This window comes from Polynucleobacter acidiphobus (assembly GCF_003065385.1).
Taxonomy (GTDB): Bacteria; Pseudomonadota; Gammaproteobacteria; order Burkholderiales; family Burkholderiaceae; genus Polynucleobacter; species Polynucleobacter acidiphobus.
The window spans coordinates 701,794-721,479 of the sequence record NZ_CP023277.1 but is presented as its reverse complement, the minus strand read 5'-3'; the positions used below and the strand labels follow the sequence as shown (position 1 = coordinate 721,479).

20 protein-coding genes are annotated in these 19,686 nt (G+C 46.8%); 5 read left to right on the top strand and 15 right to left on the bottom strand.

Annotated features, from left to right (window positions below):
* Positions 1 to 3: 3 nt before the first annotated feature.
* From AOC32_RS03885 to hemP, 3 genes are all read right to left on the bottom strand, one after another.
* Positions 4 to 2,307, bottom strand: coding sequence for a TonB-dependent hemoglobin/transferrin/lactoferrin family receptor (locus AOC32_RS03885; protein ID WP_108508231.1), 2,304 nt, complete (start codon positions 2,305 to 2,307; stop codon positions 4 to 6).
* Positions 2,308 to 2,448: 141 nt separating this feature from the next.
* Positions 2,449 to 3,036 carry an energy transducer TonB gene (locus AOC32_RS03880; RefSeq protein WP_108508230.1) on the bottom strand — a complete coding sequence of 196 codons (588 nt, stop codon included), beginning with the start codon at positions 3,034 to 3,036 and terminating at the stop codon, positions 2,449 to 2,451.
* A gap of 1 nt (position 3,037) precedes the next feature.
* The gene (hemP, locus tag AOC32_RS09845) at positions 3,038 to 3,157 is read right to left on the bottom strand and encodes a hemin uptake protein HemP (protein ID WP_407675548.1); all 120 of its coding nucleotides are present in this window, start codon (positions 3,155 to 3,157) and stop codon (positions 3,038 to 3,040) included.
* A gap of 207 nt (positions 3,158 to 3,364) precedes the next feature.
* Here hemP and AOC32_RS03870 point away from each other — a divergent pair, with 207 nt between their 5' ends.
* The 4 genes from AOC32_RS03870 to senB all read left to right on the top strand — a co-directional run bounded on the left by AOC32_RS03870 (position 3,365) and on the right by senB (position 8,370).
* Entirely contained in the window at positions 3,365 to 3,718 is a 354-nt protein-coding gene (locus AOC32_RS03870) for a hypothetical protein (RefSeq protein WP_159074888.1), read from the top strand.
* 258 nt (positions 3,719 to 3,976) lie between these two features.
* A complete protein-coding gene (gene katG, locus AOC32_RS03865) occupies positions 3,977 to 6,142 on the top strand; it encodes a catalase/peroxidase HPI (RefSeq protein WP_108508227.1) in 2,166 nt (721 codons plus the stop codon).
* Between the two features lie 63 nt (positions 6,143 to 6,205).
* Positions 6,206 to 7,399, top strand: a complete 1,194-nt coding sequence (locus AOC32_RS03860) for an MFS transporter (RefSeq protein ID WP_234409801.1) — start codon at positions 6,206 to 6,208, stop codon at positions 7,397 to 7,399.
* A gap of 59 nt (positions 7,400 to 7,458) precedes the next feature.
* Complete coding sequence (gene senB / locus AOC32_RS03855) at positions 7,459 to 8,370, top strand: selenoneine biosynthesis selenosugar synthase SenB (RefSeq protein WP_234409800.1); 912 nt, start codon at positions 7,459 to 7,461, stop codon at positions 8,368 to 8,370.
* Here the strand turns inward: senB and egtD are convergent.
* The 6 genes from egtD to AOC32_RS03825 are packed head-to-tail and all read right to left on the bottom strand — an operon-like array spanning position 8,344 to position 13,397.
* Positions 8,344 to 9,273, bottom strand: a complete 930-nt coding sequence (gene egtD / locus AOC32_RS03850; RefSeq protein ID WP_108508225.1) for an L-histidine N(alpha)-methyltransferase — start codon at positions 9,271 to 9,273, stop codon at positions 8,344 to 8,346. The two genes, senB and egtD, sit on opposite strands and share 27 nt — an antisense overlap.
* A gap of 1 nt (position 9,274) precedes the next feature.
* Positions 9,275 to 10,417 carry an SUMF1/EgtB/PvdO family nonheme iron enzyme gene (locus tag AOC32_RS03845; protein WP_108508224.1) on the bottom strand — a complete coding sequence of 381 codons (1,143 nt, stop codon included), beginning with the start codon at positions 10,415 to 10,417 and terminating at the stop codon, positions 9,275 to 9,277.
* Entirely contained in the window at positions 10,414 to 11,700 is a 1,287-nt protein-coding gene (locus AOC32_RS03840; protein ID WP_108508223.1) for an ATP-grasp domain-containing protein, read from the bottom strand. Before AOC32_RS03840 ends, AOC32_RS03845 begins: the two co-directional genes overlap by 4 nt.
* Positions 11,697 to 12,278 (bottom strand): SRPBCC family protein, encoded by a 582-nt coding sequence (locus tag AOC32_RS03835; protein ID WP_108508222.1) that lies wholly within the window; start codon positions 12,276 to 12,278, stop codon positions 11,697 to 11,699. The genes AOC32_RS03840 and AOC32_RS03835 overlap by 4 nt, the downstream gene beginning before the upstream one ends.
* Positions 12,279 to 12,288: 10 nt before the next feature.
* Positions 12,289 to 13,017 carry a cytochrome c biogenesis CcdA family protein gene (locus AOC32_RS03830; RefSeq protein ID WP_108508221.1) on the bottom strand — a complete coding sequence of 243 codons (729 nt, stop codon included), beginning with the start codon at positions 13,015 to 13,017 and terminating at the stop codon, positions 12,289 to 12,291.
* The gene (locus tag AOC32_RS03825; protein WP_108508220.1) at positions 13,017 to 13,397 is read right to left on the bottom strand and encodes a thioredoxin family protein; all 381 of its coding nucleotides are present in this window, start codon (positions 13,395 to 13,397) and stop codon (positions 13,017 to 13,019) included. Before AOC32_RS03825 ends, AOC32_RS03830 begins: the two co-directional genes overlap by 1 nt.
* A gap of 91 nt (positions 13,398 to 13,488) precedes the next feature.
* Between AOC32_RS03825 and AOC32_RS03820 the strand changes: the two genes are divergently transcribed.
* Positions 13,489 to 13,860 (top strand): DUF2784 domain-containing protein, encoded by a 372-nt coding sequence (locus AOC32_RS03820; protein WP_108508219.1) that lies wholly within the window; start codon positions 13,489 to 13,491, stop codon positions 13,858 to 13,860.
* Positions 13,861 to 13,868: 8 nt separating this feature from the next.
* Here the strand turns inward: AOC32_RS03820 and AOC32_RS03815 are convergent, their stop codons facing one another.
* Genes AOC32_RS03815 through AOC32_RS03790 form a run of 6 tightly spaced genes read right to left on the bottom strand, consistent with a single transcriptional unit; the run spans position 13,869 to position 19,642 of the window.
* On the bottom strand, positions 13,869 to 14,171 hold the full coding sequence (locus AOC32_RS03815) for a Na+/H+ antiporter subunit G (RefSeq protein WP_108508218.1): 303 nt from the start codon (positions 14,169 to 14,171) through the stop codon (positions 13,869 to 13,871).
* Positions 14,172 to 14,185: 14 nt separating this feature from the next.
* Positions 14,186 to 14,455, bottom strand: a complete 270-nt coding sequence (locus AOC32_RS03810) for a K+/H+ antiporter subunit F (protein ID WP_108508217.1) — start codon at positions 14,453 to 14,455, stop codon at positions 14,186 to 14,188.
* Entirely contained in the window at positions 14,449 to 14,937 is a 489-nt protein-coding gene (locus AOC32_RS03805; protein ID WP_108508216.1) for a Na+/H+ antiporter subunit E, read from the bottom strand. The genes AOC32_RS03810 and AOC32_RS03805 overlap by 7 nt, the downstream gene beginning before the upstream one ends.
* The gene (locus tag AOC32_RS03800; protein WP_108508215.1) at positions 14,934 to 16,475 is read right to left on the bottom strand and encodes a monovalent cation/H+ antiporter subunit D; all 1,542 of its coding nucleotides are present in this window, start codon (positions 16,473 to 16,475) and stop codon (positions 14,934 to 14,936) included. The genes AOC32_RS03805 and AOC32_RS03800 overlap by 4 nt, the downstream gene beginning before the upstream one ends.
* Positions 16,472 to 16,864, bottom strand: a complete 393-nt coding sequence (locus AOC32_RS03795) for a Na+/H+ antiporter subunit C (RefSeq protein ID WP_108508214.1) — start codon at positions 16,862 to 16,864, stop codon at positions 16,472 to 16,474. The genes AOC32_RS03800 and AOC32_RS03795 overlap by 4 nt, the downstream gene beginning before the upstream one ends.
* The gene (locus AOC32_RS03790; protein WP_108508213.1) at positions 16,865 to 19,642 is read right to left on the bottom strand and encodes a monovalent cation/H+ antiporter subunit A; all 2,778 of its coding nucleotides are present in this window, start codon (positions 19,640 to 19,642) and stop codon (positions 16,865 to 16,867) included.
* Between the last annotated feature and the right edge of the window lie 44 nt (positions 19,643 to 19,686).

Genomic DNA, 19,686 nt, shown 5'->3' with positions numbered 1-19,686 from the left:
TCCTTAAAAGTCATAACGAGCTGAGATTTGCCAGTTCCGCGGCGCTGCCGTGGCTGATTGTTGAGCAGCTTGGGCGTTGTACCCCGAAAATCCGCCAGCCGCTGCTCGGTTTTGAGTTAAAACCGAACCTTGAACATCCGACCAGTTCCAATAGGTGGTGTTGAACACATTATTGAGATTGGCATTGATCGTTAGTTTTTTAAGAGGCTTCCAATAACCGGTCAGATTAAGAACGGTGGATGTGGGCGACAAAAATTGATTGGCTGTACCACCGGTAGCGTTATTAAAGTTCACACGATCAGCCGATTTACCCTGATTCCAAATGACATTGGCAAACGCTCCCCAAGTACTAGCGTCATACCGCAATCCTGCAATGGCGCGCAAAGGTTGAATCGTATTTAGCGGTGCTGAAATCCCATTTTGGGTTTGCTCACCATAGCTATAGGCCATCGCTGCATTCGCCTGCCAACCCTGAGCAAACGCCCAATCCGTTCGAACATCCCATCCCCAAATATTGACGTTAGATAAGTTCTGAAATTGATACAAGGTCTGAGGTGCACTACCGTTATACGAACCTAAGTAATTAACCTGAGAGATAAAGTCTTTGTAATAGTTTGCGTACCCCGATGCCTGATAACGAAACTGCTGAAGCTGACCGCGAGCACCGACCTCAAAGCCATTGCCAGTTTGCGGTTTTAGATTGGGATTTGGGATGTTGGTATATCCGCTACCCGCAAAATAAGATAGCGTTTGATCCGGTGTAGGCGCAGTAAATCCAGTTCCCCAGTTTGCAAACGGACGAAACTCGCGAGCTATATTCCAGATAGCCCCAATTCGAGGGGATACTGCTGATCCGGAGTTCGATGGCAATGAACCAGTAACTGGTGTAATCGAGTAACTATCATAGCGAAGTGCTGTAATCACACTCACTTGATTAAACTCCATTTCACTTTGCAAAAACGCGCCGCCTAAGTTATAAGTTGATTTGGGTGCGGGTGTAATTGAGCTTCCATTACCCGCCGCATTGAGTTGACTCGAGATACGTGAAGAACTCCAATCAAATCCATAGGTCAGTCGCTGATTGACGATACTGGTGGTATTACTCTCTAGAGTCGTATTGATGCCGTAGGTATCTTGGCTATAGGTGTTGTTGCGGCTGCGCCATGATGAGAGACGTGAATTGCCAACTTGCTGCTGGTAGGCATTTTGAGTGACATCTGCATCTTGGTAATACACCATGACATTGGCTTTTTGAACATACAGCGCCCCACTGTCCTTAAAGTCGTACTCACCCGAGACGCGATTGCGGGTGGTCTTATCTTGGCTGGTGGATGTCACGACATTGTTATAGGTAAATCCACCAGGCCCTCCAAAGGAAATCCAACCTCCGCCGGTTCCCAAATCCGATAAGTTATTCACGTTTTGCGTGACGTTTTGAGACTCATAGGTAATGCCCAGTTTTTGGTTGCGATCGATTTGGGCAAATCCCTTAGTCAGAACATACCAATTGCTGTAATCTGCTGGATTGGGCGCCGTCCTGGTGATGCCGGTTGAGTTATTGGATCCTTGATTTTGATATTGATGGCCAGCTTGAAAGTTTCCAAGCACCATCCCTTGCAAATGGTCCTGAATACCGCCATAGCCAAACGTCGTATTCGAAGATGTATCGACGCTCGAGTAGCCGGTACGAGCAAATCCGCCGTGAGTCTCACCCTTTTTGATGAAATCACTTGGATTAAAGGTCTGAAAGTTCACAATCCCAGCAAGGCCATCACTGCCATACTGGGTTGACGATGGGCCGCGTACTACCTCGACTCGACGAAACCCATCAACATCCAGAAAGTTTCCTCGCCCGACCGATAGGGCCCCAAACGAGAACGCGTTTGGCACCCGAATCCCATCCACAAGCAGTAAAACATTATTGCCTTGCAGACCACGAATATTGATACTTTCATTTCCTGCCCGCCCCTGAGATCCGACAGCCAAACTGAAACGTTGCGTTTGCTGGGGAACCGTAACATCTACGGAGTTATTAAAAAGGTCTTTAATATTCCGGTCGCCCTTTTCTTGGATTTCTTCGGCCGTTGTTACGGTAACAACATTGGGTACGTTATCCACCTTCCGAGGGGACCGAGTCGATGTTACGGTAACCTCTTTCAGAATGACATCCACCTCGCCCCGCTCGCCACGGGATTGTTCAATGGGTCTTCCATCTTCAGTGGTTGCTGTCTGACTATGGGCACTCATGGCAATACTCGCCATGGTGATGGCTGCAATAGCCGCAAATGGGTGTTTTCTTAGACTCATGCTCGCTAGAATTTGATGACACTAGCTAGCGACGGCGGGCTGTGACGTTTACATAATCGTTTTTTAGTTTAAACGAATCTCTACTTTAATGAGAATGATTCTCATTGTCAAGTGCTATTGACAATATTTCTTGTATGGAAATTAAGCTAATACAAAGACGATAGGCAATCGATAACAGTAAGGAATAGCAGCACCATTTTGGCGCGCCGGATGAAATTTCCAATGAGTCACCGTATTCAAGGCCGAACGATCGAGCGCTGGATGACCAGATGATTGAGCTAATTGCAAGCGACTGATAGCGCCATGCTCAGATACGCATAATGAAAGCCATACCCTGCCCTCCTCGCCGTTTTCTCGACTAGCGATCGGATACGGCGGCTTTGGGTTATTGAACCTAGGGTCAGCAGCGGATGGTAAGGATATGGGTGCAGATGAAACATTTGGGCTTCTGCTATCTGACTGTTGACTGGTTGTGATCCCCTGGCTACTCTCAACAATCGGTACACTCGCTTGATTAATGGGATCTTGCTTTGCATGAATAGGCGAAGTTACTGTTTTTTGAATCGTATTCGACTCGCGCTCAACCAATTGTCCATAAAGGATGGCAGGCGACTCAGGCCGATGATTAGTTATTGCAGTCATCATCCAACCAATTAGCATGGCATGTCCTATGCATACCGATAGAGTAATTTTGAATGAAGACGAACGCAGTAACTGTTCTGAATTCATATCACTTGGTTAAGATCAATTTACCTAATTGGGTAACTCGTAAGGTGTAAATCACACCATGATGATTAATCTGAATCGCGCTTTTCGAACCAAACAGCACTTCGCTGCGGTATACCCACATATTATTTTTTGATATCGGCGCCGATGGTTTTAATGTTTCTTCCTCTCGAGTCATAGAAGATCCATTCACTCTAGATTGCAATCCATAAAAGAATGCTTCCAGTAATCGTCAGTAGGCTCATGGCCAAAATTGCCCGATCCTTTGGCTGAATATTATTTTTTTCAATCATCCTTGCATTCCTTTGTATGTATTCGTATGATACTATAAATGAGAATGATTATCAATAAGGATACGATGATGAATACCCAGCATACTGTTTTACTCATGGGCGCACTTGCAAAAGTCATGGAACTTTCTAGAACGCATTGTTCAGTGCTTGCCGAGCAAACCACTATTTCCTTACGCGCTCTCAATCGCTGTCCGGAATTGCCTCCAAGCTTAAAAGACCAGATTGAAGAAATGCTCGACACCCTAGAAGAGCAATACCAGCTTGAGCAGCATCCCTTCCCGGGCTATGAATTAAAGCTTGGTAATCAAGATAATGAAGAAATTAGTGAATTTTGTATCCGCAGCATGCTGACTCGGAATTTGCCCCTCTACGCGGATGCAAGCTTGGAGTAACTGACTGCCTCAAGCCTGGTTACACTAAACTAATCACCTTCGATTGGTGATGATTCTTTAATCGATTTAAACGATTATATTTATCAAATTAATTTGTTTTACAGATTAATTTCCTACCATTACATTGGACACACCACATCAAATGGAGGAAACATGAAAACAGCAGCCATCTCACTGTCATCTGCACACAACACTTTAATTAAGCTATTAGCAAACTTAGCTTACACCGCTTAATCCACCACTCGAAAGGATATCAATATGAAACCCAATCAAACACCCTCCGGCCAATGCCCTGTCATGCATGGCGCCAATACGCAGGCCAGCGATGGCCCAATGGTTTGGTGGCCTAAGGCACTGAACCTCGATATCTTGCATCAGCACGATAGCAAGACCAATCCTATGGGCCCGTCATTTAATTACCGAGATGCACTCAAAACTCTAGACGTCGAGGCTTTAAAAAAGGATATGAAGGCCTTGATGACCGATAGTCAAGCATGGTGGCCCGCCGATTGGGGTCACTATGGCGGCTTAATGATCCGCATGGCTTGGCACTCTGCAGGAAGCTACCGAATTGCCGATGGTCGTGGCGGTGCTGGAACTGGTAACCAACGATTCGCCCCAATTAATTCATGGCCAGATAATGCCAATCTTGATAAAGCACGTCGTCTCTTATGGCCCATCAAAAAGAAATATGGCAACGCCGTGAGCTGGGCTGATCTCATGATCTTGGCCGGCAATATGGCCTATGAGTCCATGGGTCTCAAAACCTTTGGCTTCTCGTTTGGCCGGGAAGACATCTGGCACCCAGAACAGGATATCTTCTGGGGCTCTGAAAAGGAGTGGCTACAAAAGAGTGGTGGCGAGGGTAGTCGTTACTCGGGTGAGCGCGATTTAGCCAACCCATTGGCTGCGGTGATGATGGGTCTCATTTATGTCAATCCAGAAGGTGTGGATGGCAAGCCAGATCCATTAAAAACAGCCAACGATGTGCGCGTTACGTTTGCACGCATGGCAATGAACGATGAAGAAACAGTGGCGCTTACTGCTGGTGGACATACTGTTGGTAAGGCCCACGGGAATGGGAATGCTGCCAACTTAGGTCCTGCGCCCGAGGGCGCTCCGATTGAGGAGCAAGGATTTGGCTGGATGAATCACAAAACACGTGGCATTGGTCGCGATACCGTCACTAGCGGCATCGAAGGTGCCTGGACCACACATCCCACACAATGGGATAACGGCTACTTCCATTTGTTATTGAACTACGACTGGGAGCTCAAAAAGAGTCCTGCGGGTGCATGGCAGTATGAGCCAGTTAACATCAAGGAAGAGGATAAGCCGGTGGATGTGGAAGATCCATCCATTCGCTGCAATCCCATCATGACCGATGCCGATATGGCCATGAAAGTTGATCCTGAGTACCGCAAGATCTCTGAGCGTTTTTACAAAGATCCTACCTACTTCTCAGAGACCTTTGCTCGTGCATGGTTCAAATTAACGCATCGTGATATGGGCCCCAAGGCACGTTATTTTGGTCCTGATGTACCGAAAGAGGAGCTGATTTGGCAAGATCCTATACCAGCCGGACGTAAAGACTATGACGTGAACTCGGTCAAAGCCAAAATCAAGGCAGCTGGTCTAAGCAATAGCGAGATGATTGCAACCGCATGGGATAGTGCACGCACATACCGAGGTTCGGATAAGCGTGGTGGTGCTAATGGTGCACGGATTCGTTTGTTACCCCAGAAAGATTGGGTTGGTAATGAGCCGCAGCGTCTAGCCAAAGTTCTTGCTGTCTATGAAGCGATTGCTAAGGAAGCTGGCATAAGCGTAGCCGATGTCATCGTACTTGCTGGTAACGTGGGAATTGAAGAAGCTGCCAAAGCAGCCGGCCACACTGTAGTCGTCCCCTTCAAACCTGGTCGTGGGGATGCTACCCAGGAAATGACGGATATTGAATCGTTTGAAGTGCTAGAACCCTTAGCCGATGGCTATCGAAATTGGTTAAAGCAAGACTACGTGGTCACGCCTGAAGAACTGTTGCTCGACCGTACTCAACTCATGCGCTTAACCGCCAATGAAATGACCGTATTAATTGGTGGCATGCGTGTACTGGGCACTAATTATGGTGGCAGTAAGCATGGTGTGTTTACGGATCGAGAAGGCGTTCTCACAAACGATTTCTTTGTCAATCTCACCGATATGAACTACGCGTGGCAACCCACTGGCAAGAATAGCTACGATATTGTCGAGCGTGCTTCAGGTAAAAAGCGCTGGACCGCAACCCGAGTAGATCTTGTATTTGGATCCAACTCCATACTGCGCGCCTATGCTGAGGTTTATGCCCAAGATGATAACCAGACAAAATTTGTCAATGACTTCATCGCGGCCTGGGTCAAAGTGATGAATGCAGATCGGTTTGACTAATACCCGACCTTAGGCAGTACCATAATAGGGGTAGCTTCGGCTACCCCTAATTTTTCACCTCAATTGAATATTACAAAACCCGCTCGATCGATTAGCCCCAATTTAGCCTCGCTATTGATTGTGATTGCCGAGCTGATGGGCACTTCTTTATGGTTCTCCATCAATGGAGTAGCCGATAATTTGATTGATTCATGGGATATTAATCTTGCGGGCATTGGTGTTTTGACCAATGCCGTGCAATTAGGTTTTGTAGCAGGCACCTTGGTATTTGCTTTAAGCGGCATCGCAGATCGGTTTAAGCCCAGCCATCTTTTTGCTGCCTGCGCCCTGCTCGGTGCACTATTTAATACTGCATTTGCTATCTGGGCCGATAGCATCTGGATGGGATCGATGCTGCGCTTCTTGGTTGGGATTTGTTTAGCAGGCATATACCCCATTGGCATGAAACTGATCATGACCTGGGATCCCCAGAAGGCATCATCACGCATTGCTCAACTGGTCGGCATGCTAACACTGGGAACGGCCATCCCACATGCCACACGCTTCTTCGGTGTGGATTGGCCTTGGCAAGAGGTAATTCTGTTCTCCTCCTTCCTAGCCGTCATTGCGATGGCAATTATTTTTTGGCTTGGCGATGGTCCCCACCTGAAATTAGGTACCGCCTCGCGGGTGAAGCTAAGCGGCTTTCGTCAGCTCTTTGCAATCCCCGAATATCGTCGATCTGCATTGGGCTATTTTGGTCATATGTGGGAGCTTTATGCCTTCTGGGCACTGGTGCCATTTCTGATTGCCAGTACATATCCCATTCAAAACCCCTTAGATTTGTCTGGGTTGGCATTTTCGGTGATCGGTGTTGGGGCACTTGGCTGTTTCCTTGGAGGGCAGCTTAGCAAATCGGTGGGTGGCATAAAGGTTGCCTCAACTGCCCTGGCACTGTCCGGTCTCTGTTGTCTGCTGTATCCATGGATTACTGGGCTACCACTATGGGCACAAATTCTGTTTTGGCTTATTTGGGGCATGAGTGTCGTCGCTGACTCACCACAGTTCTCGGCCCTATCAGCTCAAGCCTGCCCTCCCGAAATCGTCGGTACTGCATTGACGATTCAAAATGCGATTGGCTTCACCATTACGATGATCTCCATTCAAATCAGCACCCTAGTCTTACCACTTATGAATCACTACATCACATGGTTATTATTGCCGGGTCCTGTATTGGGGCTTGTTTTTCTGAATCGCATTTCAAAGAATAGGTCTTGAATATGCACCGTATCGAAATCGTTACCCCTGCTCCTCCCGGGAGCCTTCACGGTAATCGTATGACCGCCAAACGATGGCAAGGTTTTTTAAGACAACTTGGCTATCAAGTCCCCATCACCGAATCCTGGTCTGGAAAAGATGCCGATCTCTTGATTGCCTTACATGCCTACCGAAGCCATGCATCAATTGATGCATTTAAGTTAGCACACCCTAATCGTCCTTTAATTCTGATTCTGACAGGCACCGATCTGTACCGGGATATGGCAAACCACCCTGAAGTTCATGAATCGATGGTATTAGCAAATGCATTGGTAGTTTTACAAACAGAGGCATTACGAATCATTCCCGCAAAATGGCATCATAAGGTAACGGTTATTCATCAGTCGGTACCTCGGATACCTAAACAGCAGAAGCCTAAGGATCAATTCAGGATATGTGTGATTGGGCATCTTCGCCCTGAGAAAGATCCCTTTTGTATCGTACGCGCACTACCCCACTTACATAGCGATAGTCAAATCACTATTCAACACTTGGGGATGGCCATGAGTGGGGAGATGGAAAAAATCGCGTTGCAAGCCACCAAACAATATGGTTGCTATACCTGGCAAGGCAAGGTGAGTCATCAGACGACACTAAGAACCCTGGCGCGCAGTCACATCATGGTTATCTCCAGTCGCATGGAAGGTGGTGCTCATGTAGTTTCTGAGGCAATTACCGCAGATGTTCCAGTCCTTGCCTCAAAGATAGCAGGCAATTGTGGGCTGCTTGGGAAAGATTATTTGGGATATTTTCCGGTTGGCAGTGAAAAAGCCCTTGCCAAACTTCTGCATCGCGCAGAAACCGATCAATTGTTCTACAAGAAACTTCAAGATCAAGTGAAGAAATTACAAAAGCTTGTCCAACCCGGCCATGAACGGTCTTCTATACAAAAACTCGTGACTCGCTTACTTAAATCCAGCAAAACAGACTAAGAAATTAGACTCTGGATCAGTCCAAGCTGTCACTTCAGTAAAACCAGCCTCCTGGAGCATTTTTAGAAACGTAGCATTAGGGTATTTATAGCTATTTTCAGTATGAATCATTTCTCCAGCATAAAACTGACGATGTCCACCAGGCCAACTTACCAACTGATCCGATTTGGCTCGAAGATGCATTTCAATGCGATCGCGGGTTTGATTAAAGAAGGCATAATGCTCCCAATCCGGAATAGAAAAATTACTTCCGATCACGTGATTAAGTTGTCGTAGCACGTTCAAATTAAATGCTGCGGTTACGCCCAGGGAATCGTTGTAAGCTCGCTCTAATACGTGAATGTCCTTGATTAAATCAACCCCAATCAGCAAACCGCCGCTTCCATGACACTCCCTGGCCAGATTTGAGAACAAACGGGAGGCCTCGGGGGGATCAAAGTTCCCAATCGATGAACCAGGATAAAAGAATAGTATTTTCTGATCTTGTAAATCTGTAAATAAGAGTTCTTCTGTAATGTCCGTGGCGATGGCCTGCATATCGATCGCTGGATAATCTTGATGTAAATCAGCTAAGGCAGCCTCTAAAAAATCCACTGAAATATCTAAGGCTCGATATTGTTTAGGCACAATGCTATCCAATAGCGGCCTAACCTTTTCGCAATTACCGGCCCCTAGCTCCACAATGACATCAACTGCAGCAATCGCTTTTGTAATCTCGGCAAGCTTGGAATGCATGATCCCCCGCTCTACACGGGTTGGGTAATACTCCTCAAGGTGGGTAATCGCCTGAAAAAGACTGGAACCCAATTCATCATAAAAAAACTTTGGGGAAATTGAAGCCGGATTCGCTTGTAAGCCATCAACAATTTCTTGGAAAATTTTGCTTTTGATTGCCAATGTCATATCACTCGATTAAACAGGTACGAAATCCACAAAACATGTCTGCGCGCTGGGGCTGATAAAAATTACGAAACGCCGCACGGCGCAGACGCTCTGGCGTATAAGTACTCCAACCCTTCAAGACTTGATGACGACCATCAAACCATGGCCTCGAATAATCTCGGTATGGGTCTTCAGTAAAGCCTGGGAACGGTTGAAAAACGCTACTGCTCCATTCCCATAGCCCTGAGGATTGATAGGTATTCGCCCCGCTAGAATACAAAACCGTCAGTTCATGCTCCGTAGGTAGTCGTCGATGGCGCCACTCACAATAACTCTGAGCCTGATCATGCCGAACATGTCGCACAGGCATATTTTCTTGCAAAATTTGCCATTGATCAAAATAGCGTTCATACCATTGACCAGCATCCTGCTTCCAGTAGCGGGGGATCCAAGTCTCCAACTGATTGGATTGAGATTGTAAAAACTCCAGATATTCGCCATTTGTCACCGGATGGGATGCGATTGAAAAAGGCTTGAGTTGAATTGGGTGGGCCCACTTTTCGTTGTCAAATACAAAGCCTTCACCTAACTGGGATCCAAATTGTCGGGTTTGGCCAGAAAACTCCAGATCACGCTCTGGAATTTGGGGGTTCATACTTTGATGGTTTGGCATGAAGGGTTGAGGATAGCCAAGGGTTTGCCACATATAGGCAAAAGCCTCATTATGCATATCCTGATGAAAAATCGATAGCGTAATGAAGTACAGCTGTTCATTGTCTAAAGGTCGCCCCAATAGATCAGCGGTGCGCTCAAATGTTGCTTGGTTATAGGTAAAAAGTGTATCGAGATCAGGAATCCGAAGTCCCCAGCGCGAACGATGCGATACCAGTGATGAATTAAACAATCCATCCGCGTTGGAAAGCCGGGATTGATTGGTCTCTAATCCGCGTCGATGAACCCAAAACTCATGAAACCAGCTGATATGGCCGAACTCCCAATGAGGAGGATTTAGAATCTCCTGCTCTGGAACCGATTCTTGCCCGGCTTGCAGATTTTGCAGGATATGCCTGGTCAAGGAATTTGAATCCCCAAGCCAAGTCAGCAGCGTTGCTTGACTAGGATATGGGGTGTATCGCAAGTAATCAGGAATCACGGATTGCGTCATGTAATGTTTGCTTCAAATGGATAATCAAACTGCAGTCTATGGGAAATTGACCGACATCGCTCAAAAAGATCACTTCGATTGATTCCGCCAAGATTGAGGACGGCATACCGATAACTTCCTAGCCATTTCAACTCCCGCTTTAATTGCGATCCCTTTTTGAAGTAGAGCATCAGATTGGCATCCGGGTAAGGTACGAGAGCTTGTTGGATCTGGTCTGACGTCGGAATACTTTGGGCTGCGGGCTCATGAAACTTCCGAAAAATAAAGCTGGCAGCCGATTGAAATTGCGACGGTTCTTGCCTTACTTTTGGCTCTTCTCCAACTGCGAGTTCAAAAAGAATGTCGTATGGGTTATAGCCATCTACCCGCTGGTATAAATTAACCAGCTGAGATGCCATCCGAGGATTAATTTCAATGATATTAAGTTGATCATTACTCTTGTTGTAAATGAATTCAATATTAAAAAATCCATGCTGATAATGAATGGCTTCAAGTACTTTTTTAGTGATAGTCTTGGCGCGCTCTTGAATCGATGGCGATAACTGCGATGGATATTCAAAACGCATGAAGGCGTTAGTGCCGGGATACATCACTTCATCAATTGTTCCCAGAAAAAATACTTGGCCCTGATGGCAATAGCCATCAATATTGATTTGATCCCCAATCATGATTTCTTCGGCAAGCATTCCGCTGGGATCAACAGTATGGTCACTATAGAGAGGCATGATATCGGCAAAGGGTTTTACAAGACGACGAATAATCCATTCCTCAAAATAGCCAAAATGGAGAAGATCAACCAATTCCGATCGCTGCTGAATGGCTTTTGCTAAAACTGAATACGTTGCTTTAATCGGCTTCACAAAAAATGGGTACGGCAAATCGATGATTTGATCCTTTTTTAGAGGAAATGCAATTGGGGCGTAGCGCGGGACCGCTTCCGGAACAACCTTTTCTTGAATCATACGGCTGTAATACTTGTGCTGGCAGGCGATGATCGCTCGTGGATCATTCCCAGGCAGGCCCAAGCGCTCCGCTAGAACCGCGGCAATTAAAGCGCCGTACTGCTCGTGATTGCTGACAATGCCATCAAGTCCAATTTTGCGGTACTTTCGTTCCAGATGACCAATGTACTCAAGGACCTGAAAATGAAGTAATCGAGCATTTTGCGGGAACTGGAATAAATCAAAGCCTTCAAAATAGAACTGGTATCGACTACTCTCTTGATAGGTTTGAATCGCGAGCTGATCCCAGTCTTTTACAAATAGCACTAGGATTTTTTTCATTGGCAGCGCTCAGGTATGAAGTCTTTTTTTCGGTTGGCACGATTGGCCATTTTCTCAAAGCGTTGCTGGACTCGATTGTTCATGAAATGCTCAATCAGAAACATCGGGATTGATGATTCGGGCAGGATAAACGCTTGATAGGTAAATAAGGTACCACCCTCTTTAGGGATTAAGCGCCAACTACCACGATATTCTTTGAAGTAGCCTTTGACCTGTTGGAGATCCATACCGCGCATTGGATACTCGGTGTAATCAATGATGGATTCAAATTTCGTGGTGAAGAATAGAAATCGATCCTCCACCTTTTGCTCTACCCGAATAGTCTGATCTGACAAACGAGTAATTTTTGAGGATTTAATTCCCTCGGATGGCTCGTCGGAGGAAAAATCAGTTAACAACACATAGGCCTGACATTGGGTTAGGGGTGACATATAGCTCCCCTGAATATCAAATCCGCCCCCAGTTTGACGAATCTCAACTGAAATCGAAGCAGCTGAGGCCAGCCCAGTCCAAGAAAGCACGATTAAACCCAAGCAATGGCGAATCGTTTTATTACTCATCACAAAATCAACATCCATAAATCTGGATTTAGAACATCGTGGTTAAGTCTGTAAGCCACGCGGGTGAATGCTTTAGAAGGAAGGCTTCTACAGGCTTATCTAATCCAGTTAAAACCAACGCACTAATGAGGATCAAAAATCCCCCTAGAAATTGTTTACCAAACTTACCTGCGTGACCAAGCTTTCCCTTGGCTGTCATCAGAGCATTTCTCGATAAAACACCGAGCAATGCCAGTGGTAAGCCCGCTCCTAGACCAAAGACCAGCATAACAAATACGATTTTCTCAAGATCCTTACCTTGACTAGCCAGGGTAATGGCTGCCCCGAGGGTGGGCCCTACGCAGGGAGTCCAGACCAAGCCAAGCAAGATACCAATCAGAAGCTGGCCAAATAAGCCATCAATACTCACTTTGGATAACAAGGTGTTGCCCGCGCCACTAATACCCGACATGGCAACCGCAAAACGCTCTTGTAAGTGTGTAGAAATCAAGACAATACCAATCAGACCCATGATGATTGCTGCAAACAAGCGAAATCCATCCTGAGCAATCCCAATCGAAGACCCAAGACTAGCCAAGGCCGTACCAATCACAGCAAACGACAATGTCAGGCCGCCTGCCAACGCAAGTGGTCCCAGTCGATGCTGATTAGTGGCTGCCCCAATAATGATGGGAATTAGAGGTAAAACACAAGGGGATAGAGTCGATAAAACGCCCGCTAGAAATGCAAAGAGGAATGACCCAATCCCAAAATCCATCAAATCGCCTGCTTCGTTAACTTCGCAAGTGCTGACTCTTTTGTATCCCCTGTCGCGCGTGCAACTTCTTTACCATTCTTGAAAACAATAATTGTGCTTTGCGAGCGCACCTTGAGCGTTTTTAAAAGATCTTTCTGAGTATCGTATTCAAGCTGATAAAAAGTAACATTTTTATACTCTGGATTTTTCATGAACTCTGACAAGATTTTGTCTTGCGTTTTGCATGTGGAGCACCAATCCGCATGGACGGAGATCACCGCTGACTTACCTTGCTTCTCAATTTCAGCTAGCTGTGTCGCTGTAATTGGCTGACCGGCAGCAAATACACTGGTAGCAATAAGCACCCCTAATCCAATAAAAAACTGTAAGAATGATTTCATAATAGAAGACTCCTAGTGAATTAAGTCAAATCGGTATCAGTTCATTCTATATCGAATCGATGACGAAGGTTTTTTGATCCTAAAATTACGTATGGCACTCATTGCAGATCTTGTCTTGGCCCTTCACTTTGGTATCGCCCTCTTTATTACGCTGGGCTTACTGCTCATTCCGCTTGGATTTATTTGTTCTTGGTCCTGGATTCGTAATCGTCGCTTTAGGCAGATTCATGCGGGTCTCATGCTCTTTGTTGCGATTGAGGCAGTGTTTGCCATCACCTGTCCTTTAACCGTTTTGGAATCCTGGCTTCGAGAAATAAACGCCCCAGAGTCTTTCTGGGCTTACCAACTTAATCAACTGCTCTACTGGGATTTACCGCCCGCATTCTTTTTGGGACTCTACCTACTCTGTAGTATCTGGGTGATCTATCTGTGGCGACGGATTCCGCCACGGTCTGCCAATTAATTCGATTATTAATCTGGTAGCTTTGCTTTCGAGTAGAGGCGCAGGCGTAATGCAGCCTGTGCCAGGAGATGAGCGCTTACAGGGGCAGTCAGAAATACAAACAAGGTGATGATCAACTCGTGAATAAGCAGACCGTCTTTTAGGGCATAGGCCATGGATGCAAGCAGAACTCCACCCACTCCCAGGGTTGATGCTTTGGTGGGCGCATGCAAGCGCATAAAGAAATCGGGCAAACGTAATAATCCCAAAGAGCCAACGAAAATAAAGAAGGCGCCGATGAGCAATAAGACAGAGGTGATTAGTTCAAGCATGGCATATCCCCGATTTAGTCCATCACATCGCCACGAGCCAAATAGCGCGATAGCGCAACCGTGCCCACGAAACCCATCAAGGCAATTAATAATGCGGCTTCAAAATAGATGGGGCTACCATCATAAATACCGAGCACAATTAAAAGTGCTACCGCAGTGACATACAAGGTATCTAAAGCCAAAATACGATCCGGCGCATCGGGCCCCTTAATTAAGCGATACACCGTAATGCCCATTGAGAGCGCAATTGCGACTAAGGTGATTTTGATAGAAAGATCTAGCATCCAAAAATCTCCATGAGAGGTTTTTCGTATCGATTCTGAATTTCGGCAATTAGGGCACTTGGGTCAGCACAATCGAGGGCGTGGATGATTAATACGCGATTATCATCCGTGAGCTCAGCAGATACCGTCCCGGGGGTCATGGTAATAATGCTGGCCAATAATGAAATCGACATGGGCTGGGTCAATGTGATTGGCATTTCCACAAACAGCGGTCTGAGTTTTTTGGGAGACCCCAATATCAGCCGAGCAACCACCACATTCGCCACCACAATATCGTAGGTAACCACAAAAAGAAGCCGCAATGCTGCCCAAGGACTTTTAACGGGAGGCAAACCCGCTAAAAATGACCGGCATACATAAGGAATAGCCCACGCCAAGATGGCCGCCAACACAATATGCGCTAAAGAGAAATCAGCAGATAAAAGTAGCCATGCAATAAAAAGCAGGATCGATAGAACTGGGTGCGGCAACCAACGCTTCATGGTCTCAACTCCCGTGGCAAGGCCCGCGGTGCACGATCTGCAGTTTGGCCAACCACCGCTTCAATATAGCGTTGTGGCGCTTTCATTTGTGCAGCGGTTTGATCGGTTATTTGCTTTAAGGGGGCCGCATAAACCACCATCAATAAACTTGCACCGAGTAAGAAAAGAATCGGCAACCACTGACCAAAACTTGGGGAATGCGCATCAGCGGCATATACATGGGATGTTTTCCAGAACAAGGTGCTTCCGGCCCGAGATAAACCAATTAAGCCAATAAAACTTGCTAGCAAGATGAGGGTCCAAATCAATGGCATGTGTGGATTTAATGTTGCGCTTTGTAAGATCATTAGCTTTGCCAAGAAGCCAGATGACAGAGGTAGACCAATCGCAATTGCCCCAGCAATTAGAACGGCGATTCCCAAGGCAACCCCCTGCTTCATGAGCGGCCCCGTTTGAAGTTTTTCCTCGATCGATCCCCTCGCCTGTCCGATCATCTCGGCTAGCAAAAAGAGTGCCGCTGAAATTAAGGTGCTGTGGACCATGTAAAACAAGGCCCCTGAGAACGAAGCCTGATTGCCAATCGAATAGGCCATCAAGATCATTCCAACGGATGCCACCGTTAAGTAAGCAATTAGCTCTAAAAGACGCTTTGCAGCCAATGCACCCAATCCCCCAAGTATCAGGGTCAACATAGCCACAGGCATCAGCCAAGGGCTAGTGATATCAGCCGTCACGCCCTCAGAGCCACCAAATATCAAGCTGTTAAAGCGGAAAATGGCATAGATACCAATCTTGGTCATGATGGCAAACAAGGCAGCAACCGGTGCCGATGCACTCGAGTAGGCATTGGGAAGCCAGAAATACAGAGGAAATAGTGCTGCTTTAATTCCGAAGACAGCGATTAGCAATAAACTAGCTGAACGTATCAAGGCGATGTCGTCCGCGGCTGAACTAGCAATCCGCTCTGCCAACTGGGCCATATTTAAGGTGCCAGTCAGACCATATAGAATGCTGACCCCAATTAAGAATAAGGCAGAACCAGTCAGGTTAATCACCACATAGTGAACCGCTGCCCGCAAACGGCGCTCACCAAATCCATAAACTAATAAGCAATAGGAGGCGATTAATAAGACTTCAAAGAAAACGAATAGGTTAAATAAGTCGCCGGTTAAGAACGCCCCATTGATGCCCATCAATTGAAACTGAAATAAAGCATGAAAGTACTTACCACGCTGGTCCCAGCCCTGCATCGCATAAAACAGTGCAGCAATTGCCACAATCGAGGTCAGCAATACCATTAATCCTGATAAACGATCCAGAACTAATACGATGCCAAACGGTGCAGCCCAATCACCCAATACATAGGTCTGAATCGCCCCGCTATTCGCATCCTGAAATAATTGGATTCCGATGAGTAGCAATAATGCACTAGCAACAAAACTAATCACGCGACTAATTGCGAGTTGGCGCCCCATGAGAAGTAATAGAGCCGCTGTAAGCGCAGGCAAGACAATCGGCAGCACAAGAAGGTGACTCATGATCCCTGCTCTTCCTTATGCTTGGCACTTGGCTCTTGATCTGACTCTGAGCTTGAACCTTTACCCGGCTCCTCACCATCCACGTGATCGGATTTAGTGTCATTCCGAGCCCGTAAGGCTAATTCCACAATAAAACCAGTCATTCCAAAACCAATCACAATGGCCGTTAATACAAGCGCTTGAGGAATCGGATCGGCATAAGACGATACGGCTTGATCAATCACGGGAGGCTTACCACTGGTGAGACGACCCATTGCAAAGATAAAGAGGTTGATGGCATAACCGAGTAGTGATAGGCCGAGAACTACGGAGAAGGTTCGTCCACGTAGCATCAGATACACCGCGCACGCAGTCACAATGCCTAAGGCGGATGCAAGCAAAAGTTCCATCTAGGCGATCCCTTTCGCGTTGGAATCCCGTTGGCTTGCGCCTGAGAGCGCAGAGATGGTTAACAAGGTTGCCCCAACGACGGTGAGATAGACCCCTAGATCAAAAGCTGCCGCACTCGCAAGTGGAATTTTTCCAATGAGGGGTAAGGCCGGGTAACCGTAGGTGCTCGTCAAGAATCCTGCCCCAAAGATAAAGCTTCCGAGTCCAGTGATTCCGGCAATCAGCACACCACTACCAATCAGCTTGGGGAAATCCATTTTGAGCTTGGCAGATGTTGCAACTAGTCCGCCGGCCATGTACTGCATCACTAAAGCAACCGATGTAATCAATCCCGCAATGAATCCCCCACCTGGCAGATTATGGCCACGCAAGAAGATATAAACACTAACCAGAACCGCAAAGGGCAAGAGAGTTCGGGCTGCAACCGAGAGCATCACGGAATTTAATGAACCTGGTAGTAGTTGACGCTCGATTTTTAATCCATCCATCAGACTCAATGCGCCAATTGCCGCAATCCCAAGAACGATGATTTCACCAAAGGTATCAAAGCCCCGGAAGTCGACCAGGATTACGTTCACCACATTGCTACCACCGCCCAATGGCACACTTTGTGCCAAGTAATACCAGGCAATTGATTCATGGGGTCGAGTTAATACCGCCCACAGTAAAGCGGATACCCCAGCGCCTGCCAGAATTGATAAAACAATGTCACGGGTTCTGCGGCTTGAGCTAGACTCCTTAGGACCATTACGAGGAATCAAAGCTAAGGCCATTAGCATGAGCGCGGTGCTTACCACTTCCACCGATAACTGCGTTAGGGCCAAATCCGGTGCCGAGAAATACGCAAAAGTCAGCGCGGTTGCCAACCCCACCACCCCAACTAAGATCACTGCCGTTAAACGGTGACGATGAACCACGGCAGTTGCAATCGCAGCCAAGACAGCAATGGCCCAAATCACGATGGCTACTGGATTAGCTGGGGTCAGAGAAGCATCGCCCGTGGTGTAGCCATATTGCATGAATGGCCACAATCCAATTAGAAGAACCGCAGCAATCAAGACAGCAAGATAGCGTTGCAAGGAGCCATTCTGGATGGTCCGGGTGATCCAACGGGCAGTGCCTAGTAAGGACTCAATAAAGTGCACAAAAATCCGCGTGCCGTTTAACTCTTTGGGTGCATGCAAATGCAAATTAAAGCGATGCTGTAATAACCAGAACATCACGACTCCGCCGAATACAGCAATGATGCTCATGATGAGCGGTGTATTAAATCCATGCCAAATTGCAATCGTATAGGGAGGAATTGGGCCACCAAAGACGTCGTAAGCAGCCAGGAATACGAGAGGCGCTACGGTAATCGCTGGTAATACGCCAACAGCAATACAAATCACCACTAATAACTCAACTGGGATCTTCATGAAGCGCGGTGGCTCATGCGGAGTATGAGGCAAATCTTTGGCTGTGCCATTAAAGAACACGTTGTGTACAAAGCGTGCGGAGTAGGCAACGCTACACATTCCCCCAAAGGTTACTACCACTGGTGCGATCACACCAAACCATCCAAGATGCGATAAGGTCAAAGACTCTGTAAAGAACATCTCTTTGGATAAGAACCCATTAAATAATGGGATGCCCGCCATCGAGGCTGCAGCCACCATCGCCAGCGTTGCGGTGTAGGGCATGAACTTATAGAGCCCTCGCAAACGGCGCATATCGCGGGTTCCGCACTCGTGGTCAATGATGCCTGCTACCATGAATAGCGACGCCTTGAAGGTCGCATGGTTGATGATATGAAAGACCGCTGCCGCAGCTGAGAGCGGCGAACTTAAGCCAATCAAAAAGATAATCAGTCCGAGATGGCTGATCGTGGAATACGCCAAGAGTCCTTTTAAATCGTGCTTAAAGATGGCCACATAAGCAGCGAATGCCATCGTGATTAAGCCAATCACTGAAACAATGATTTCAAAATCGTAGGTACCACCTAAGGCTGGATATAAACGGGCCAACATGAAAACCCCTGCTTTCACCATCGTGGCCGAGTGCAGATAGGCCGATACAGGAGTTGGGGCCGCCATAGCCTGCGGTAACCAAAAGTGGAATGGGAATTGTGCTGATTTTGTAAATACGCCCAACAAAATTAAGATTAAGATCGGCAAGTAAAGCGGGCTTGATTGAATGGTCTCGCGTGCGGCAAAGATCCCGGATAACTCATAGGTGCCAGCCACATGCCCCAGCAATAAGAAACCGGCAAGCATTGCTAAGCCTCCGCCACCGGTCACTGTTAAAGCCATGCGAGCCCCACGTCGAGACTCAGACTTAAAGTTCCAATATCCAATCAACAAGAATGATGAAATACTGGTGAGCTCCCAAAAAACAATTGTGAGCAAAATGTTCTCAGTTAGAACAATCCCCAACATCGCTGCCATAAAGAGCATGAGGTAGGCATAAAACTTACCAATGGGATCGGTATCGGATAAATAGTATTTGGCATACAAAATAATCAGTAAGCCAATACACAGAATCAGAAGAGCAAATAAATAAGCAAGTCCATCGAGACGAAAGGCAAAATCAATACCAAGCTCGGGAAGCCAGGTGTACTTCGCGATGATCTTTTCACCACTAAAGATACGACTGCTATAACTGAGTAGCAGTCCAAGACTAGTCGCTGTGACCCCTGCCACGGCCCAAGCAGAGGCTACTCGACTAAAGCGAGCAGCCAACAAAGCCAAGGTTGTTCCAACAAGCAGTGGCAATAAAATAATCGTCAATAAGGTCATAAAGCAAATGTCACTGTTGGGGTGATCAAAGCACGCATCACAAG

What these genes read in the sequence shown, in the direction of transcription:
- AOC32_RS03885 (WP_108508231.1), bottom strand. Translation starts at nt 2,307, where the DNA reads ATGAGTCTAAGAAAACACCCATTTGCGGCTATTGCAGCCATCACCATG.
- AOC32_RS03880 (WP_108508230.1), bottom strand. Translation starts at nt 3,036, where the DNA reads ATGAATTCAGAACAGTTACTGCGTTCGTCTTCATTCAAAATTACTCTA.
- hemP (WP_407675548.1), bottom strand. Translation starts at nt 3,157, where the DNA reads ATGTGGGTATACCGCAGCGAAGTGCTGTTTGGTTCGAAAAGCGCGATT.
- AOC32_RS03870 (WP_159074888.1), top strand. Translation starts at nt 3,365, where the DNA reads ATGAGAATGATTATCAATAAGGATACGATGATGAATACCCAGCATACT.
- katG (WP_108508227.1), top strand. Translation starts at nt 3,977, where the DNA reads ATGAAACCCAATCAAACACCCTCCGGCCAATGCCCTGTCATGCATGGC.
- senB (WP_234409800.1), top strand. Translation starts at nt 7,459, where the DNA reads ATGACCGCCAAACGATGGCAAGGTTTTTTAAGACAACTTGGCTATCAA.
- egtD (WP_108508225.1), bottom strand. Translation starts at nt 9,273, where the DNA reads ATGACATTGGCAATCAAAAGCAAAATTTTCCAAGAAATTGTTGATGGC.
- AOC32_RS03845 (WP_108508224.1), bottom strand. Translation starts at nt 10,417, where the DNA reads ATGACGCAATCCGTGATTCCTGATTACTTGCGATACACCCCATATCCT.
- AOC32_RS03840 (WP_108508223.1), bottom strand. Translation starts at nt 11,700, where the DNA reads ATGAAAAAAATCCTAGTGCTATTTGTAAAAGACTGGGATCAGCTCGCG.
- AOC32_RS03835 (WP_108508222.1), bottom strand. Translation starts at nt 12,278, where the DNA reads ATGGATGTTGATTTTGTGATGAGTAATAAAACGATTCGCCATTGCTTG.
- AOC32_RS03830 (WP_108508221.1), bottom strand. Translation starts at nt 13,017, where the DNA reads ATGGATTTTGGGATTGGGTCATTCCTCTTTGCATTTCTAGCGGGCGTT.
- AOC32_RS03825 (WP_108508220.1), bottom strand. Translation starts at nt 13,397, where the DNA reads ATGAAATCATTCTTACAGTTTTTTATTGGATTAGGGGTGCTTATTGCT.
- AOC32_RS03820 (WP_108508219.1), top strand. Translation starts at nt 13,489, where the DNA reads ATGGCACTCATTGCAGATCTTGTCTTGGCCCTTCACTTTGGTATCGCC.
- AOC32_RS03815 (WP_108508218.1), bottom strand. Translation starts at nt 14,171, where the DNA reads ATGCTTGAACTAATCACCTCTGTCTTATTGCTCATCGGCGCCTTCTTT.
- AOC32_RS03810 (WP_108508217.1), bottom strand. Translation starts at nt 14,455, where the DNA reads ATGCTAGATCTTTCTATCAAAATCACCTTAGTCGCAATTGCGCTCTCA.
- AOC32_RS03805 (WP_108508216.1), bottom strand. Translation starts at nt 14,937, where the DNA reads ATGAAGCGTTGGTTGCCGCACCCAGTTCTATCGATCCTGCTTTTTATT.
- AOC32_RS03800 (WP_108508215.1), bottom strand. Translation starts at nt 16,475, where the DNA reads ATGAGTCACCTTCTTGTGCTGCCGATTGTCTTGCCTGCGCTTACAGCG.
- AOC32_RS03795 (WP_108508214.1), bottom strand. Translation starts at nt 16,864, where the DNA reads ATGGAACTTTTGCTTGCATCCGCCTTAGGCATTGTGACTGCGTGCGCG.
- AOC32_RS03790 (WP_108508213.1), bottom strand. Translation starts at nt 19,642, where the DNA reads ATGACCTTATTGACGATTATTTTATTGCCACTGCTTGTTGGAACAACC.